Genomic DNA, 14668 nt, shown 5'->3' with positions numbered 1-14668 from the left:
GAATTGTCATGACTGAGGATCCGAAGGGCCTGCTCGTCGAGCTCGGGGCGATGCGCAAGCGTGCCCGCGCTGACCGGCACGGCTACTGGCTGCCGTTCCTGCTGTTCGGCTTGATCACACTGGCGGCGACGCCGTTCTACGCGCCGAGGTTCTGCGTGCCGAGCGGGCAGAACCCGGAGCTCGTGGAGCCTCAGCCGTGCTCGTGGAACTCGGCGGACATGCCGTGGCTCTACCACTGGCTGCACCCTGCGGGCCAGGTGATGAACAGCCCGGTGTTCAGCCACTTCCAGCCGAACATCGCCGCGGACGTCTACTGGATCGTCGCGTTGCTGTGCGGTTATCTCGCGGTCGTCTGGTGGTACCGGTGGCGCGCGGCGCAGGTCGGCGTCGAGACGCCCACCAGGCTCTACGCCCAGGTCACGATCTTCATGCTGGTGCTGCCACTGGTCGGCGTGCCGGTGCTGAGCGAGCTGTTCTTCGGCCGGGCGGGCTGGCAGATCGCACTGCCGATCACCGTGGCGGTGATCGTGGCGGCGACGTGGCGCGTGCGCAGTGTCGGCTTCACGCTCGCGGTGCTCGTGCTGTTCGCTCTCGCGCACTTCGTCACGGTCTACCAGTACGGCCCGCTGTTCGTGCTCGCCGCGGGCCTGGCCGGACTCGCCTACCTGGAGCGCAACGTGGTGTGCACGGTCACCGTGGCGATCTTCACCGCTACCGTGCTGTTCGTGAACGAGGCAGGACGGTTCGGCTTCTACTGGCCGCTGGGAGTGGAGCACTTCGCGAGCACGGCGGTGCCCGCGTTCGTCCTGCTGGTGGGCGGGATCATCGGGTCCGTGCGGCGGGAGATGACCCGGTGAGCGAGAACCCCACAGCCGGCCTGGACGACACCGTCCACCAGCGACATCGGCTGGGCGTGCTGACCATCGCGGCCGAGACGAAACGGGTGGAGTTCTCGTACCTGAAGTCGGCGCTGGAGCTGACCGCCGGCAACCTGTCGCGGCACATCACCGTGCTGGAACAGGCGGGGCTGGTCGAGGTGGAGAAGGGCTACGAGGGCAAGCGGCCCAAGACCTGGCTGCACATCACCGAAGCCGGCCGCGCCGCTCTCGCCGCGGAGATGGCGGCCTTGCGAGCACTGCTGAACCGGCACGACAACCTCTAGAACTGGCGCCGGTAGACCGAAACGTCGTCACGCCAGACGCCGAACTGGTCCGGCGCCGACTGGACGATCGTCATCTCGTTGAGGTTGCCGAGAATCCGCCACGCGCGCGCAACCGCTTGCGAGCCCGCGAAGGCGATCGTGCAGAACTTCCTCGGCTCGACGACCGTGCGCACCCGATCGACCTTGCCCACGTTCATCGGCGTGTCCTGCCACAGGTCCAATGTGTACCCGGTGCGGATGGGATCACCGGATCCCAGCACGCCTTCGATGCTGACGACGAGCCGCTCGCCCTCCAGGCGGAGGTCGTAGTGACCGCTTCGGGGAGGGGTGCCGCCGGTGTACGCGGAACGTGCCGGATCGAGCACCCAGTGCCCGAGGAACGGCACGAGGTCGTCACTCATGTGTGTCTCCTTCGCGGAACCTGCGCCACTGGCGGATTGTCCGGCGCATCGAGGTGGGCGACCATCACCCGATGAGTTATGAGACAGGCGTTCGGTGGAAGTGGATACCGTTCGTCGTGCTCGCGTTCGTGCTGTTGAGCTGGCTCGTGTTCGAGGCACTCGACCTCATCGACTTCGAGGGAGTCGTGACGCGGGTGCGCGGCATCGACCCGGTGTGGGCGGCGGTGGCGATCTTCGCCCTGCTCGTCGTGGACGTGCTGCTGCCCGTGCCGTCCACTCCGCTCATCGTGCTGGCGGGGACGGCACTCGGCCTGCCGCTGGGGCTGGCACTCGCGGTCATCGGGTCCCTGGGTTCCTCTGCCGCAGGGTACGCCCTCGGCAGGTTTGCGCGCCCGTGGTTGGTGCGCAAGGTCGTGACCATTGACGAGCTGACCGAAATGCGCCGCTGGGGCCGTCAGTTCGGCCCCTGGTTCTTCGGCGTGGCACGCGGCATTCCGATGATGGCCGAGACCGTGTCCGTGTCCGCCGGGGTGTCACGGGTGTCGTTCCGGACTTTCATGTTGTTCACCCTCACCGGAACCGTCCCGATTTGTGCCGCCTACGTGTTCGCCGGGTCGCAGGCGGAGACGGTTGAGGAGATCGTGATGATCTGCGCGGCAGGATTGCTGCTGACGGTCGGATTGTTCTACCTGCTGCGCCGGTTCGTGAAGGCGGCACCTTAGAAAATCGCTGGCGCCGTGTGGTTGTATGGATGTGCGCCCGGTGCACAGTGGAGGGTTACTTCTGGTGATCACTCGGGTTCGATTCCTGAGGCCGGCTTCGGCCGGTCTTCGCTCACTCCGGTGAGCAGTCACCTTCCGCGACTTGATCTCGGACGTCCACAACTCCACATCGACCAGAGGTGATAAATCGCCAGCGCGATGTGGTTGCACAGAAATCGCACCCCGGTGCGAGCAGAGGGTTACTTCGTCTTCAAAACGCAAATGCACCGTTGGCGAACTTGATCTCGGGGCGCACAACTTCACACGTGTCCGGTGCGAAGCAGAGGGTTACTTCCACTTCTAATGAGCGGGTCGTGGGTTCGAATCCCACCAGCCACTGCGGCTGCAGCTCAGTCTGGCAGAGCAGCATGTACCTTCCGCGACCCTGATCTCGGACACGTGTGTCGTTCGTGAGCTCCCCTTTCTTTTGCTTTGAGGGGGAAGAGCCGATGGCGAAGTTCAACATCTTTCGCGCACGTCCGGCGGGCACCAGCCCCGGTCGCCACGGTGCTGGCACCGCCCGCACCTACTCTCGGCGGCGCAAGGGGATGGTGCAGGACCCACCACGAGAGGCACCGACAGAACCGCCCTCGTAGAGGTCGCCCCGTCAGCACAGGCCACATGCGACGAGATGGCTACCACTTTCGATACGTGGGCGAAGGACGCTGGGTGGGCGAGCATCGCCTCGTAATGGAGGCGGTGCTCGGCCGCCTGCTCAGCCCCCGCGAAACCGTGCACCACAAGAACGGCATCCGCGACGACAACCGGCCCGAGAACCTGGAGTTGTGGGTTCGCAACCACCCGTCCGGCCAACGCGTCCGCGATCTCATCGCTTTCGCGCACGAGATCCTCGGCAGGTACCAGTCAACCCCAGCCGATGCGCCGAATCCGACATCGGCAGTCGACCATGCACTAACCAGTACGCTGCGCCACCTGACGGTTAGCGCTGTGACCAGGTATGCTAACGACGTGGAGTTCAACGTGTTCGCCAAGGCGTGCCCGTCACGCCCGACGCTGGAGCACGTCACCGGCAGGTGGGGCAGCCTGACGATGGGCGCGCTCGTGGACGGTCCGCTGCGGTTCAACGAGCTGCGCCGGCGGGTCGACGGGGTCAGCGAGAAGATGCTGTCCCAGACGTTGCACGCGCTGGAGCGCGACGGGCTCGTGCACCGCGACGCGCAGCCCACGAACCCACCGCGCGTCGACTACAGCCTCACGCCGCTCGGGCGCGAGACGGCCGAGCGGCTGCTCTCGTTGATCCATCTCCTGGAGGAGCGGATGCCCGAGGTGCTGGAGGCGCAGCGCGCGTACGACGCGCGCTGAGTCAGCACTCGATCACGTTGACGGCGAGGCCGCCGCGTGCGGTCTCCTTGTACTTCACCGACATGTCCTTGCCGGTGTCGCGCATGGTCTTGATGACCTTGTCGAGCGACACGAAGTGCGAGCCGTCGCCGCGCAACGCCATGCGTGCCGCGGTGATCGCCTTGATCGACGCGAGCGCGTTGCGTTCGATGCAGGGGATCTGCACCAGGCCGCCGATCGGGTCGCACGTCAGGCCGAGGTTGTGCTCCATGGCGATCTCGGCGGCGTTCTCGACCTGTTCCGGGGTGCCGCCGAGGACCTCGGCGAGACCACCGGCGGCCATCGAACACGCCGAGCCGACCTCGCCCTGGCACCCGACCTCGGCGCCGGAGATCGAGGCGTTCTCCTTGAACAGCACACCGATCGCGCCCGCGGTGAGCAGGAAGCTGACGACGCCGTCGTCGCTGGCTCCCGGCACGAACCTCGTGTAGTAGTGCAGGACCGCGGGCACGATGCCGGCCGCGCCGTTGGTCGGCGCGGTGACGACACGGCCGCCCGCCGCGTTCTCCTCGTTGACGGCCAACGCGAAGAGCGTCACCCAGTCCATGACCCGCAGCGGGTCGGTGGCGAAGTGCTCGCCCTCCAGCCGCTTGCGCATCTCGGCGGCGCGGCGGCGGACCTTGAGGCCGCCTGGCAGGACGCCGTGCTCGTTGCAGCCGCGTTCCACGCACTCCTGCATCACCTGCCAGATGTGCAGAAGTCCTCGGCGCACTTCCTCTTCCGACCGCCACGACAGCTCGTTGGCCATCATGATCTCGCTGATCGACAGGCCGGTCTCACGGGTGCGCGCGAGCAGCTGGTCGCCGGTCAGGAAGGGATGCGGCAGCGGGGTGGTGTCCGGCTTGATCCGGTCGGTGCCGCTCGCGTTCTCGTCGACGACGAACCCGCCGCCGATCGAGTAGTAGACGGCCTGCTCGACCGACTCCTCGCCCTTGTAGGCCTCGAAGCTCATCCCGTTGGGGTGCAACGGAAGCGACTTGCGGCGGTGCATGACGAGGTCGCGGTCGTGCACGAAGCCGATCTCGTGCGTGCCACCGAGCTTCAGGCGTCCACTCGCGACGATCTCCTCGACGCGGACGGCCGCGATCGCCGGGTCGACTTCTTCCGGCAGATTGCCTTCAAGGCCGAGGAAGACGGCCTTCGGGCTGCCGTGACCGTGCCCGGTCGCGCCGAGCGAGCCGAACAGCTCGACGTGCACGCGGTCCACTTCGGACACCCGTGCCCCGAGCTTCTCGACGAACATCGCCGCCGCGCGCATCGGGCCGACCGTGTGGGAGCTGGACGGCCCGATGCCGACGGAGAAAAGGTCGAAAACGCTGATCGCCACTGATCAGTCCTTCGCGGTGGTGGTCTGCAGTCAGTCTTTGGTGAGCTCGGCGTACTTGGCAGCCGTGAGCAGGTTCTCCGCCGACTCGACGCGCACCTTGAACAACCAGCCGGCGCCGTACGGCTCGTTGTTGATGATCGCCGGGTCGTCCACGACCGCGCTGTTGACCTCGATCACCTCACCGGTGACGGGCGAGAACAGGTCGCTGACCGACTTGGTGGACTCGAGCTCACCGCACGCCTCGTTCGAGACGACCTTCGCGCCGACCTCGGGGAGCTGAACGAAGACGATGTCACCGAGGGCGTCCGCGGCGTACTCGGTGATTCCGCAGGTCAACGGTTCCTGGGTACCCGGCGTCCAGTCGACCCACTCGTGCTCGACGGTGTAGAGCAGGTTCTCGGGGAACTCCACGGCGACTCCTCTGGCTTCACGGCTCGGTCAGGAAACTTGCGCCCCCTCCGCCGTGCAGAGTTGCCTACCCCGAGCGGTCTTGCTGCCTGAGAGTGTGCGGGAGCTTGCCCCTTCGGCGCCCCGACTCGCTCGTCGAGGTCTCTCCCACTCGGGTTCTGGTGCCTCACGGGCACCGCGGCCGGTCTTCAGTTCTCGGCGCGAACGCTATGTGCGTCCGCTGCCAAGTGTCAACGCGAGATGGTTGACAGCCGGGAAAGCGCTACCACAGATTGAAACCCAGACATCGGAGGTTTCATGAGGACAGCGCTCACCGTCGCTCTGCTCGCCTCGCTTCTGACCGCCTCGGTCTCCACCGCGAGCGCAGCGGACGTCCCTCAACCCATCCCTGTTCCGATCGACTCCCACTTCAACAACGACGGCATCGACACAGCCGCGGACCGGACCGGGAACTTCGACGGCTCCGGTTACGCCTTCCCTGCGGAAGCACTCCCGTCCGGGCAGGTCACAGCCGATGGCGTGCCCTATCTGTTCCCGGGCAGCACACAGTCGAAGAACAACAACGCGGTCTCACTCGGCCAGCGGATCGACCTACCCAGCGGCCGCTACCTGACCGCGCACTTCCTCGTGGAGTCGTCCTACGGCGCTGCGGGAGGCACCGCGACCGTGCACTACGCGGACGGTTCGACCAGCGCCGCCGCGCTCACCGGACCTGACTGGTACTCGGGCAGTGGTCCGATCTCCGCGCCCTACCGGTACTCCCCCGGCGGGACCGACCAGCACCCGGTGTCGATCGGCACCGGTCAGGTGTGGACAGATCCGTCGAAGGACGCCGTCGGCCTCACGCTGCCCGTGACGAACCCGGCGGTCGAGGGCAAGTCGTCGTTGCACGTGTTCGCCCTGTCGCTGCAGCCGGCGGGCAAGGGAGAGGTGCTCGCGGTCCGGTCCGCGCGCAGCACGAACAAGCTGCCGCGGCTGGGTGGCCAGACGATCGAGGCCACCGTCGTGAACCTCGGCGACCAGTGGATGTCGAACATCCGGGTGCGCGCAGAAGGCCTCGGCGTGGTGACGCTCGCGCCCGCGTCGGTGAAGCGGCTCGCGCCAGGAGAGGAGGCGCGGGTGCGGATCGGCATCCACGCCTACCGGACCGGCACCTTCGACGGGAAGGTCATCGCGACTTCCGGTCGTGTTTCCGCCTCGCAGAAGGCCAAGTTCACCCTGGGCGTAGCGGACTACCAGGCGACTGACGCGTCGTTGGGCACCCACGAGTCGCCGTACTGGTTCGACGACGCCAAGTTCGGGATCTTCATCCACTGGGGCCTGTACTCGGTGCCCGCGTGGTCGCCGCCGGGTGAGCAGTACGCGGAGTGGTACTGGCAGTGGATGCAGAACCCGAACAACGCCGTGAACCCGTACCACGCGGCGACGTACGGGATGGACTTCGCGTACGACCAGTTCATCCCGCAGTTCACCGCGGCGAAGTTCGACCCGCGCGAATGGGTCCGGCTGTTCGAGGAGGCCGGGGCGAAGTACTACGTGCTCACCTCGAAGCACCACGAGGGCTTCGCGTTGTGGGACTCGAAGGTGTCCGGACGTGACTCCGTCGACCTCGGTCCTCGCCGTGACCTGGTGAAGGAGCTGTTCGACGCGTCACGGAAGTACACGCCGGGGATGAAGAACGGGCTCTACTTCTCGATGCCCGAGTGGTTCAACCCGGACAACCCGTGGTCGGGTCACGCGCCCCGCAACCCGTGGACCGGCGCACCCGAGCCCTACACCGGCTACCAGGCCGGGCGGGACTTCGTGAAGGACTACCAGGCACCTCAGATGACCGAACTGGTCGACGGGTACGACCCCGACGTCATCTGGTGCGACATCGGCGGTGCGAACGACTCGCGGCGGGTGCTGGCCGACTACTTCAACAAGGCCAAGAACCGGGCTGTGCCGAAGGACGTGACCGTCGACGACAGGTGCGGCATCCCGACCCACGACTACACGACGCCGGAGTACGCGACGTACCCGAACACCGTGGTGAAGAAGTGGGAGGCATCACGTGGCCTCGATCCGCGTTCGTACGGGTGGAACCGGGCGACACCGGACTCGATGTACATGACCGCGGACGAGGTGGTCGACACGCTCGTCGACACGACGTCGAAGAACGGCAACTTCCTGCTGGACATCGGACCGCGGGCGGACGGTTCGATCCCGGAGATCATGCAGCAGCGCCTCCGCGAGACGGGCGCGTGGCTGAAGACCAACGGCGAGTCGATCTACGGCACGACGTACTGGTCGCGCATGGCCCAGCAGGGTTCGCTGCGGTTCACGGTGAAGCCGAACGAGGCGTTCTACATCACCTCGTTGGCCCAGCCTGGCTCACAGCTCGTGGTCGACGCTCCAGTACCGATCAAGGACGGCGACAGGGTGACGTTGCTGGGGCATGACAGGCCCCTGAAATGGACCCGATCGGGCGGGAAACTCGTGGTGGACGTGCCTGCGGGCGTTGGCCGGCACGCATGGGTGTTCAAGGTGGCTTTGTCCTAGTAGAACAACCCGACAGTGACCGGATAGTGCGATCCGCACGATGACATGACCTTCGGGCTGCCTCACATTGTGAGACAGAGGCCAGCCGAACGGAGGAGTCATCGTGCGGATCGCAGTTCCCCGCGAGATCAAGAACCACGAGTACCGCGTCGCCCTCACGCCGGCGGGTGCTCACGAGCTGACCAGCCGCGGCCACGACGTGTTCGTCGAGCAGGGCGCCGGTCTGGGTTCCGCGATCACCGACGAGGAGTACCTCGCCGCGGGCGCCAAGATCCTCGCTTCCGCCGACGACGTGTGGGCGGAAGGCGACATGGTCCTCAAGGTCAAGGAGCCGATCGCCGAGGAGTACCCCCGCCTCCGCGCCGGCCAGACCCTCTTCACGTACCTGCACCTCGCCGCCGACAAGCCGCTGACCGAGGCTCTGCTGGCCTCCGGCACCACGGCCATCGCCTACGAGACCGTGCAGCTGCCGAACCGCGCGCTGCCGCTGCTCGCCCCGATGTCCGAGGTTGCGGGCCGCCTGGCCCCGCAGGTCGGCGCGTTCTCCCTGATGAAGCCGTCCGGTGGCCGCGGCGTGCTGCCCGGTGGCGTCCCCGGCGTCGCCCCTGCCCGCGTGGTCGTGATCGGCGGCGGCGTGGCGGGCGTCAACGCCGCCACCATCGCCGTCGGCATGGGCGCGGACGTGCAGATCCTCGACACCAACGTCGACCGCCTGCGCCAGATCGACGCCCAGTTCCAGGGCCGCCTGCGCACGCTGGCGTCCAACGCGTTCTCCGTGGAACAGGCCGTCCGCGAGGCCGACCTGGTCATCGGCGCCGTGCTCGTGCCGGGTGCCGCCGCCCCGAAGCTGGTCTCGAACGCGCTGGTCGCCGACATGAAGCCGGGCTCTGTGCTCGTCGACATCGCGATCGACCAGGGCGGCTGCTTCGAGGACTCGCGTCCGACCACGCACGCCGAGCCGACCTACGAGGTCCACAACTCGGTCTTCTACTGCGTGGCGAACATGCCGGGCGCCGTGCCGCGCACCTCGACCTACGCCCTGACCAACGTGACGCTGCCCTACGCGGTCGCGCTGGCCGACAAGGGTTGGGAGAAGGCGTTGAAGGACGACCGTTCGCTCGCCCTGGGCCTCAACGTCCACGCCGGTCAGCTGACCAACGGCCCCGTGGCCGAGGCGACCGGCCTCACGCACACGCCGCTGGAGACCGTGGTCTGAAAGCCAACTGAATGAGAGAAGCCCCCGCACGCGATCATGCTGCGGGGGTTTCGTCCATCCGGCCAGCGTGACGGTCCTCGGCCGGCCGTTGAGATGCTCGAACCGGCGCAGGTACCGCTCGCACCGGTCCACGAACCCGAGATCGCCCGGAGCGAGTCGGGTCTTCGCGATCACCTCGCGCGGGTCGTAGATCAACGGCCGCACGATGCCGCGGTTCTCGTCGAAGAAGGCGCCACCACCGAGGTCGGCGGCCGCCAGCGCGATCGCGCGTTGCTCGACAGTTCCGGGACCTCGTCGGTCGCCAGCAACTCCCGCAGCACCTCCCGTGTGTGCTGCAGGAGTGCGGAAACCTCGATCGGGCGCCGGATCGGGCCGTCGATGCTCCAGCTCACGACCGGAGCACCGCGACCCTCGCCCTGATGCCGTCGATCACGCAGTCCAGCCCGAACTCGAACTGCCCCTCCAGCGACCACAGCTCCTGCTCGCCCAGCATCGCGACGTAGCGGGGATGCCTGTCCCGGTACAGGTCGGCGATCTTCGCCAGGTCCGGCGGCGCGGCATCCATCCCGCCGCGGCCGATGAAGTTCACCTCGGCCGTCGCGTATCCGACGACGTAGCTCGACACCGCCGACACCGACCGCGCCGCCGCGAACGTCGACAGGCCGGCCGACAGCATGGCTTCGAGCATCGTGTCCGCCATCGCCACCGCGTTCGGCCCGACGGAGTTGAACTCACCGATGCCTCGGATCCACCACGGGTGCCTGTGCGCGACCTGACGAAACGCGTGCATCATCTGCCGCAGCGCCGTCTCCCAGTCGGTGTCCGGTTCCGGTCGCCCGAGCTCCCCGTAGACCTCGTCGAGGCAGAGCTCGATCAACGCGTCCTTCGTCGGCACGTGCCAGTAGAGCGACATCGGTGCGGCACCGAGTGCGGCCGCGAGCTTGCGCATGGACAGCTTCTGCATGCCGTGCTCGTCCAGCATCTCCACCGCCTTGCGGACGATCGCCTCCCGGCTCAGGCCGAGAGGCTGACCGCTGCTGGGCCTGGGCTTGCTGAACCACACGCTGTCCACAGCAGCGATCCTAAGCACGCCGCAGCAACACGCTGGCCACAACACCTCCCAGGAACACGGCGATCGCGCCGATCACGAGGCTCACGCTCATGCCGGACGAGAACGCGTCGCGCACGACCGTGATGTCCGCTCCGCTGTGCAGTGCGTCGCTCAACGACCGCGACGGGATTCCGTCCGGCAGTGAGGCCGCGAACCGCGCGGACAGCAGCGCGCCCAGCACGGCGATGCCGAACGAGGAGCCCAGCTCCGTCAGCGTGCTCGACAGACCCGACGCGATACCGGCGCGCTCCGGCGGGATGGCACCCATCAGCGCGTTGACCGCAACCGGTTGCGCCACACCGACACCCACGCCGATGAGGATCAGACCGGCCAGCGTCGGCGGGTAGGTGTTGCCGATCGACAGCAGCACCACGCCGCCCGCGACGATCGTCATGCCGAGCAGCATCGCCTTGCTGGCACCCAGTTTCAGCACGAGCTGGCCCAGCGTGTTGCTGGTGACGAGCAACGCGATCGCCATCGGTGCCACGCGAAGACCGGCCTCCAACGGGCTGTAGCCGAGCACGCCCTGAAGGTGTTGCGTCAACAGGAAGAGCGAGCCCGCCATGCCGAACGACGCCAGCACTCCCGACGCCACCGCACCGGTGAACCGCCGGTCCGCGAAGAAGCCGAGGTCCAGCATCGGCTCCGCGGTGTGCCGTTCCCACAACGCGAACGCCGTCATGGTGACCAGCCCGATCGCCACGGGCACGCCGAACTGCGCCGAGCCGAACCCGTGCTCCGGCACCTCGATGACCGCGTACACCAGCGCGACCATGCCGATGATCGACAGGATCGAGCCGATGACGTCCGGCCTGCGCACGGTCGGGTCCTTGGACTCCGGCACCAGCGCCGCGACGGCCGCGATCGCGAGGATCGCCACCGGCACGTTGATGAGGAACACCGAACCCCACCAGAAGTGCTTGATGAGCGCGCCGCCGATCACCGGACCGGCCGCGAAGCCGAGGCTCGTGACCGCGGCCCAGATGCCGATGGCCTTCGGGCGTTCCTTCTCGTCGAACAACTGCATCAGCACGGCCAGCGTGCCCGGCATCAGCATCGCGGCACCGACGCCCATGAAGCCGCGTGCCGCGATCAGCGCCTCGGACGAGCCCGCGTAGGCCGCCACGGCACTGCCCGCGCCGAAGAGCGCGAGACCGGCCAGCAACGCCTTCCTGCGGCCGAACCTGTCGCTCAGCGAACCGGTCGTGAGCAGCAGACCCGCCAGCGCCAGCGAGTACGCGTTGATCATCCACTGGATGTCGGCGGTGCTCGCCCCGAGACCGGTGGAGATCGACGGGATCGCCACGTTCAGCACGGTGTTGTCGAGCACCACGACCATCACGGACAGGCAGAGCACGCCGAGCACGGCCCAGCGCTGGGGGTGCGGGTGCACCCCGACCTTCTCGGTCGTCGAAGTCATGTCCTCCCCCTTACGGTGTACGAGCAACTTACAGCGTACGAGACACCGGGACGCAACGGGTTTCACGGAGGGAGACGTGGATCGCGAAGGCGCTCAGCGTCTGAGCCTGCGGGGGTTCGGGGGGCGTCCCCCCGAAAAAGAACTGCGGGCTCTGACGAAATCGACCGAAGGCCGATGAGCGCCAGAGCCCGCCACGTAAAGGGCGGCCGCGCTCAACCAGCCTGGGGGTCACTGGGAGCGGGGCCGCCGAGAACAAATATAGCGGGCCTTGGGCGGGCGCGCCCAGCACCCCCACCGAAACGCGACCCAAAAGTTTCCCCAACTGGACCACTGCCCGTGTTCGGCTCGTCCAGCAAACGAGTGAATTCACCGGTCCGCGGTGCGGCGAGCAGGGCCGACGGCCGATGAACACGGAGTCGGGCGTCCCTCGAAGGGAGATTCCATGGCTGAACCACAGGGATGGATCCACTGCCACGACCCGTTCGGTCGGGACAGATCGATGACCGTCCTGGTCGAAAACGACCGAGTCCTCCTGGTCACGCCACCGGGCGAGACCGCTGTGATGTCCGCCACGCAGACACGCCGCCTGGGATCCTTGCTCGATCAGGCCACGGCGAAGATGTGATGGACGAGGCGCTGCGAGACGCGGTGCTGCAACGGCTGGCACTGCTGGACAAGGTCGCCGAGCACGGCGAAGCCGACGCGCTGGTCCCGCTGGCCCGCGCGGAGATCCACCGCCTGGCGGACGGCTGGCGACTGCTGCTGACGGTGCACCAGCCGGACGAGGACGGCAGGTGCAAGGCGTGTCCCGGCTGGCTGCGGCGACGGCGGTGGCCGTGCCAGGTCTGGAACATGGCGCATCAGCACCTGATCGGCGAGGGTCTGCCGCATCGGGAGCGCCGCAGGCCGTTGCGCAACCCTTTCACTCGATCGGGCACGATCGAGATCCCTGAGGAAACACCGGTCGAGCTGACCACCGAGCTGCCGCCGATCTTGAGCGACCTCCCGCCGGTGGTGCACCGCGCGCCGGTCGTGTCACGCCCGAAGCACGCCTTGCCGGACTGAGCTTCAGGCAGGATGGGCCGCATGCATGACGGCAGCGGCCTCATCGCGGTGCAGAACCTGACCAAGCAGTTCGGTCCAGTCACCGCGGTGCAGAACCTGAGCTTCACCGTGTCCCCCGGCAGTGTCACGGGCTTCCTCGGCCCGAACGGCGCGGGGAAGACGACGACCCTGCGGATGTTGCTCGGGCTCGTGAAGCCGACCAGCGGCACGGCGACGATCAACGGAAGACCGTTCCACCAGCTCGGTCAGCCCGGCCGTGTGGTGGGCGCGGTGCTGGAGGCGCAGGGGTTCCACCCCGCCCGCTCCGCCCGCGACCACCTGCGCGTGTACGCGGCGGCCATCGGCGTGCCGGACGCGCAGGCCGACCAGGTCCTCGGCCTGGTCGGCCTGGGCTCCGCGGCCGATCGCAAGGTGGGCGGGTTCTCACTCGGCATGAAGCAGCGGCTGGCGCTCGCCACCGCGCTGCTCGGCGACCCGCAGGTGCTCGTGCTGGACGAACCCGCGAACGGCCTCGACCCCGAGGGCATCGCGTGGCTGCGCACGTTCCTGCAGTCGTACGCGCGAATGGGACGCACGGTGCTGATCTCCAGCCACCTGCTGGCCGAGGTCGAGCAGACCGTCGACCAGGTCGTGATCATCTCGCGCGGGCAGACGATGTTCTACGGGCCGTTGGAGCAGTTGCGGCAGTCGCAGCAGCGGCGCGTTCTCGTCCAGCCGTCGGACATCAACGCGCTCGCGACGGCGTTGCGTGCTGAGGGTGTGCAGGCGATCGAGCAGCTGCCCGACGGCAGGCTCGCGGTGTCCGGAGTGGACTCCAGGCAGGTGGCCGACAGCGCGTTGAAGGCAGGCGTGTCGATCTACGGCATCCAGGAGGAGCAGGTCGACCTCGAGCGGCTGTTCTTCCAGCTCACCAGCGGCCAGTACGCCGGGTACGCGCCGGCTCAGACTCCGTACAAGCAGCAGGGTGGTTGGGCCTGATGGGCAACCTCGTACAGGCGGAGCTCCGCAAGACGACGACGACCGGGCTGTGGTGGGGTCTGCTGATCCCGACCGCGGTGCTGGCGCTCGGCTGGGGGCTCGCCACCGGTCTGCTCGGTCAGTTCTTCGTGGACTTCGCGTCGACCAGCGACGTCGACGAGGTGTCGGACTTTCTCGGGGTCACGCCGGACCAGTGGAAGGTGTCGCTGTTCGGCATGGCGCGGGCGATCAACATCTCGACGATCTTCCCGATGGTCTTCGGTGCGCTGGCGATCTCCGGTGAGATCAACCGGCGGACGATCACGACGACGTTCCTGACCGCGCCGTCGCGCATGCACGCGTTGCTGGCGAAGATGCTGGTCTACGTGTTGTGGGGCGCGATCTACGGCCTCGCGATCATGCTGTTCCTCGGCATCGGCGTGGTGATCACCAGCGACTCCGGGCAGCTGCCGGACGCCGGTGGCTGGGCGATGCTGACGCTGGCCTGCGTGCTGTCGTCGGTCCTGATGACGATGTTCGGCGTCGGCATCGGCGCGCTGATACCGAACGTGGCGGGCACGGTCGTGTTGCTGCTGCTGTACTTCCTGGTGATCGAGAACGTGCTGCACCTCGTGCTCGCGTACCTGGAGGTGCCGTCGATCATCGGGTTCCTTCCGAACGGGTCGATCAACGGGCTCACCGGGTCGGTCGCGGTCGACCTCTTCCTGTCGACGGCGGGTGTGGTGCCGCCGGAGGTCGAGGACGTGCTGCGGGCGATCGCCGGTGCGGGCGGGGCGCTCGACTGGTGGTGGTCGGGGCTCGTGTTCCTCGGCTGGTCCGGGATCGTGTTCGCGGGCGGCTGGGCGGTCACCCAGTCCAAGGACATCACCTGACCTGCGACTTCCCAAGATCCACTTAGCTGTCAGACCCCGTCCGT

Annotated in this window: 15 protein-coding genes, 1 pseudogene and 1 riboswitch; of the genes and pseudogenes, 10 read left to right on the top strand and 6 right to left on the bottom strand. The window is 67.5% G+C overall.

Annotation, left to right across the window (positions count from 1 at the left end):
- Positions 1 to 8: 8 nt before the first annotated feature.
- Positions 9 to 857 (top strand): hypothetical protein, encoded by an 849-nt coding sequence (locus tag ABFX45_RS11235; RefSeq protein WP_109639304.1) that lies wholly within the window; start codon positions 9 to 11, stop codon positions 855 to 857.
- On the top strand, positions 854 to 1162 hold the full coding sequence (locus ABFX45_RS11230; RefSeq protein WP_346129455.1) for a transcriptional regulator: 309 nt from the start codon (positions 854 to 856) through the stop codon (positions 1160 to 1162). Before ABFX45_RS11235 ends, ABFX45_RS11230 begins: the two co-directional genes overlap by 4 nt.
- On the opposite strand, the gene ABFX45_RS11225 is transcribed toward ABFX45_RS11230, so the two are convergent.
- On the bottom strand, positions 1159 to 1563 hold the full coding sequence (locus tag ABFX45_RS11225; RefSeq protein WP_109639302.1) for a hypothetical protein: 405 nt from the start codon (positions 1561 to 1563) through the stop codon (positions 1159 to 1161). The genes ABFX45_RS11230 and ABFX45_RS11225 overlap by 4 nt on opposite strands.
- 71 nt (positions 1564 to 1634) lie before the next feature.
- On the opposite strand from ABFX45_RS11225, the gene ABFX45_RS11220 reads away from it, so the two are divergent.
- The 3 genes and pseudogenes from ABFX45_RS11220 to ABFX45_RS11215 all read left to right on the top strand — a co-directional run bounded on the left by ABFX45_RS11220 (position 1635) and on the right by ABFX45_RS11215 (position 3647).
- Entirely contained in the window at positions 1635 to 2285 is a 651-nt protein-coding gene (locus ABFX45_RS11220; protein ID WP_146231716.1) for a TVP38/TMEM64 family protein, read from the top strand.
- A gap of 660 nt (positions 2286 to 2945) precedes the next feature.
- Positions 2946 to 3098, top strand: a pseudogene (locus ABFX45_RS46410) (HNH endonuclease); the annotation flags it as partial.
- Between the two features lie 174 nt (positions 3099 to 3272).
- Positions 3273 to 3647 (top strand): winged helix-turn-helix transcriptional regulator, encoded by a 375-nt coding sequence (locus ABFX45_RS11215; RefSeq protein ID WP_233439998.1) that lies wholly within the window; start codon positions 3273 to 3275, stop codon positions 3645 to 3647.
- A 1-nt stretch (position 3648) separates the two neighbouring features.
- Here the strand turns inward: ABFX45_RS11215 and ABFX45_RS11210 are convergent, their stop codons facing one another.
- Together ABFX45_RS11210 and gcvH are read right to left on the bottom strand one after the other, a co-directional pair.
- Positions 3649 to 5013 carry an L-serine ammonia-lyase gene (locus tag ABFX45_RS11210; RefSeq protein ID WP_346129451.1) on the bottom strand — a complete coding sequence of 455 codons (1365 nt, stop codon included), beginning with the start codon at positions 5011 to 5013 and terminating at the stop codon, positions 3649 to 3651.
- A 30-nt stretch (positions 5014 to 5043) separates the two neighbouring features.
- A complete protein-coding gene (gcvH, locus tag ABFX45_RS11205) occupies positions 5044 to 5424 on the bottom strand; it encodes a glycine cleavage system protein GcvH (RefSeq protein WP_346129449.1) in 381 nt (126 codons plus the stop codon).
- A 64-nt stretch (positions 5425 to 5488) separates the two neighbouring features.
- Positions 5489 to 5581, bottom strand: a riboswitch (glycine riboswitch).
- Between the two features lie 137 nt (positions 5582 to 5718).
- Between gcvH and ABFX45_RS11200 the strand changes: the two genes are divergently transcribed.
- The gene (locus ABFX45_RS11200; protein WP_346129447.1) at positions 5719 to 7962 is read left to right on the top strand and encodes an alpha-L-fucosidase; all 2244 of its coding nucleotides are present in this window, start codon (positions 5719 to 5721) and stop codon (positions 7960 to 7962) included.
- Positions 7963 to 8065: 103 nt separating this feature from the next.
- A complete protein-coding gene (gene ald, locus ABFX45_RS11195; RefSeq protein ID WP_346129445.1) occupies positions 8066 to 9178 on the top strand; it encodes an alanine dehydrogenase in 1113 nt (370 codons plus the stop codon).
- A gap of 191 nt (positions 9179 to 9369) precedes the next feature.
- Here the strand turns inward: ald and ABFX45_RS11190 are convergent, their stop codons facing one another.
- The 3 genes from ABFX45_RS11190 to ABFX45_RS11180 are packed head-to-tail and all read right to left on the bottom strand — an operon-like array spanning position 9370 to position 11709.
- Entirely contained in the window at positions 9370 to 9570 is a 201-nt protein-coding gene (locus ABFX45_RS11190; protein WP_109639296.1) for a hypothetical protein, read from the bottom strand.
- Positions 9567 to 10250, bottom strand: a complete 684-nt coding sequence (locus tag ABFX45_RS11185; protein ID WP_109639295.1) for a TetR/AcrR family transcriptional regulator — start codon at positions 10248 to 10250, stop codon at positions 9567 to 9569. Before ABFX45_RS11185 ends, ABFX45_RS11190 begins: the two co-directional genes overlap by 4 nt.
- A gap of 10 nt (positions 10251 to 10260) precedes the next feature.
- Positions 10261 to 11709: an MFS transporter gene (locus ABFX45_RS11180; RefSeq protein WP_109639294.1), complete on the bottom strand. Its 1449-nt coding sequence runs from the start codon at positions 11707 to 11709 to the stop codon at positions 10261 to 10263.
- Positions 11710 to 12333: 624 nt separating this feature from the next.
- On the opposite strand from ABFX45_RS11180, the gene ABFX45_RS11175 reads away from it, so the two are divergent.
- From ABFX45_RS11175 to ABFX45_RS11165, 3 genes are read left to right on the top strand one after another with little or no spacing between them, the layout of a single operon-like run.
- Positions 12334 to 12774, top strand: a complete 441-nt coding sequence (locus tag ABFX45_RS11175; protein WP_233439996.1) for an AraC family transcriptional regulator — start codon at positions 12334 to 12336, stop codon at positions 12772 to 12774.
- A gap of 21 nt (positions 12775 to 12795) precedes the next feature.
- Positions 12796 to 13752, top strand: a complete 957-nt coding sequence (locus tag ABFX45_RS11170; RefSeq protein ID WP_109639293.1) for an ABC transporter ATP-binding protein — start codon at positions 12796 to 12798, stop codon at positions 13750 to 13752.
- Positions 13752 to 14624 carry an ABC-2 transporter permease gene (locus tag ABFX45_RS11165; RefSeq protein WP_109639292.1) on the top strand — a complete coding sequence of 291 codons (873 nt, stop codon included), beginning with the start codon at positions 13752 to 13754 and terminating at the stop codon, positions 14622 to 14624. The genes ABFX45_RS11170 and ABFX45_RS11165 overlap by 1 nt, the downstream gene beginning before the upstream one ends.
- Positions 14625 to 14668: the final 44 nt, after the last annotated feature.

This window comes from Lentzea roselyniae, assembly GCF_039537795.1.
GTDB classification, from domain to species: domain Bacteria; phylum Actinomycetota; class Actinomycetes; order Mycobacteriales; family Pseudonocardiaceae; genus Lentzea; species Lentzea atacamensis.
This window is presented reverse-complemented; position numbering and strand designations above follow the sequence as displayed.

Bases quoted from the DNA above. Each gene is read 5' to 3' on its own strand.
- ABFX45_RS11235 (WP_109639304.1), top strand. From the start codon at position 9: ATGACTGAGGATCCGAAGGGCCTGCTCGTCGAGCTCGGGGCGATGCGC.
- ABFX45_RS11225 (WP_109639302.1), bottom strand. From the start codon at position 1,563: ATGAGTGACGACCTCGTGCCGTTCCTCGGGCACTGGGTGCTCGATCCG.
- ABFX45_RS11220 (WP_146231716.1), top strand. From the start codon at position 1,635: ATGAGTTATGAGACAGGCGTTCGGTGGAAGTGGATACCGTTCGTCGTG.
- ABFX45_RS11200 (WP_346129447.1), top strand. From the start codon at position 5,719: ATGAGGACAGCGCTCACCGTCGCTCTGCTCGCCTCGCTTCTGACCGCC.
- ABFX45_RS11180 (WP_109639294.1), bottom strand. From the start codon at position 11,709: ATGACTTCGACGACCGAGAAGGTCGGGGTGCACCCGCACCCCCAGCGC.
- ABFX45_RS11175 (WP_233439996.1), top strand. From the start codon at position 12,334: ATGGACGAGGCGCTGCGAGACGCGGTGCTGCAACGGCTGGCACTGCTG.
- ABFX45_RS11170 (WP_109639293.1), top strand. From the start codon at position 12,796: ATGCATGACGGCAGCGGCCTCATCGCGGTGCAGAACCTGACCAAGCAG.
- ABFX45_RS11165 (WP_109639292.1), top strand. From the start codon at position 13,752: ATGGGCAACCTCGTACAGGCGGAGCTCCGCAAGACGACGACGACCGGG.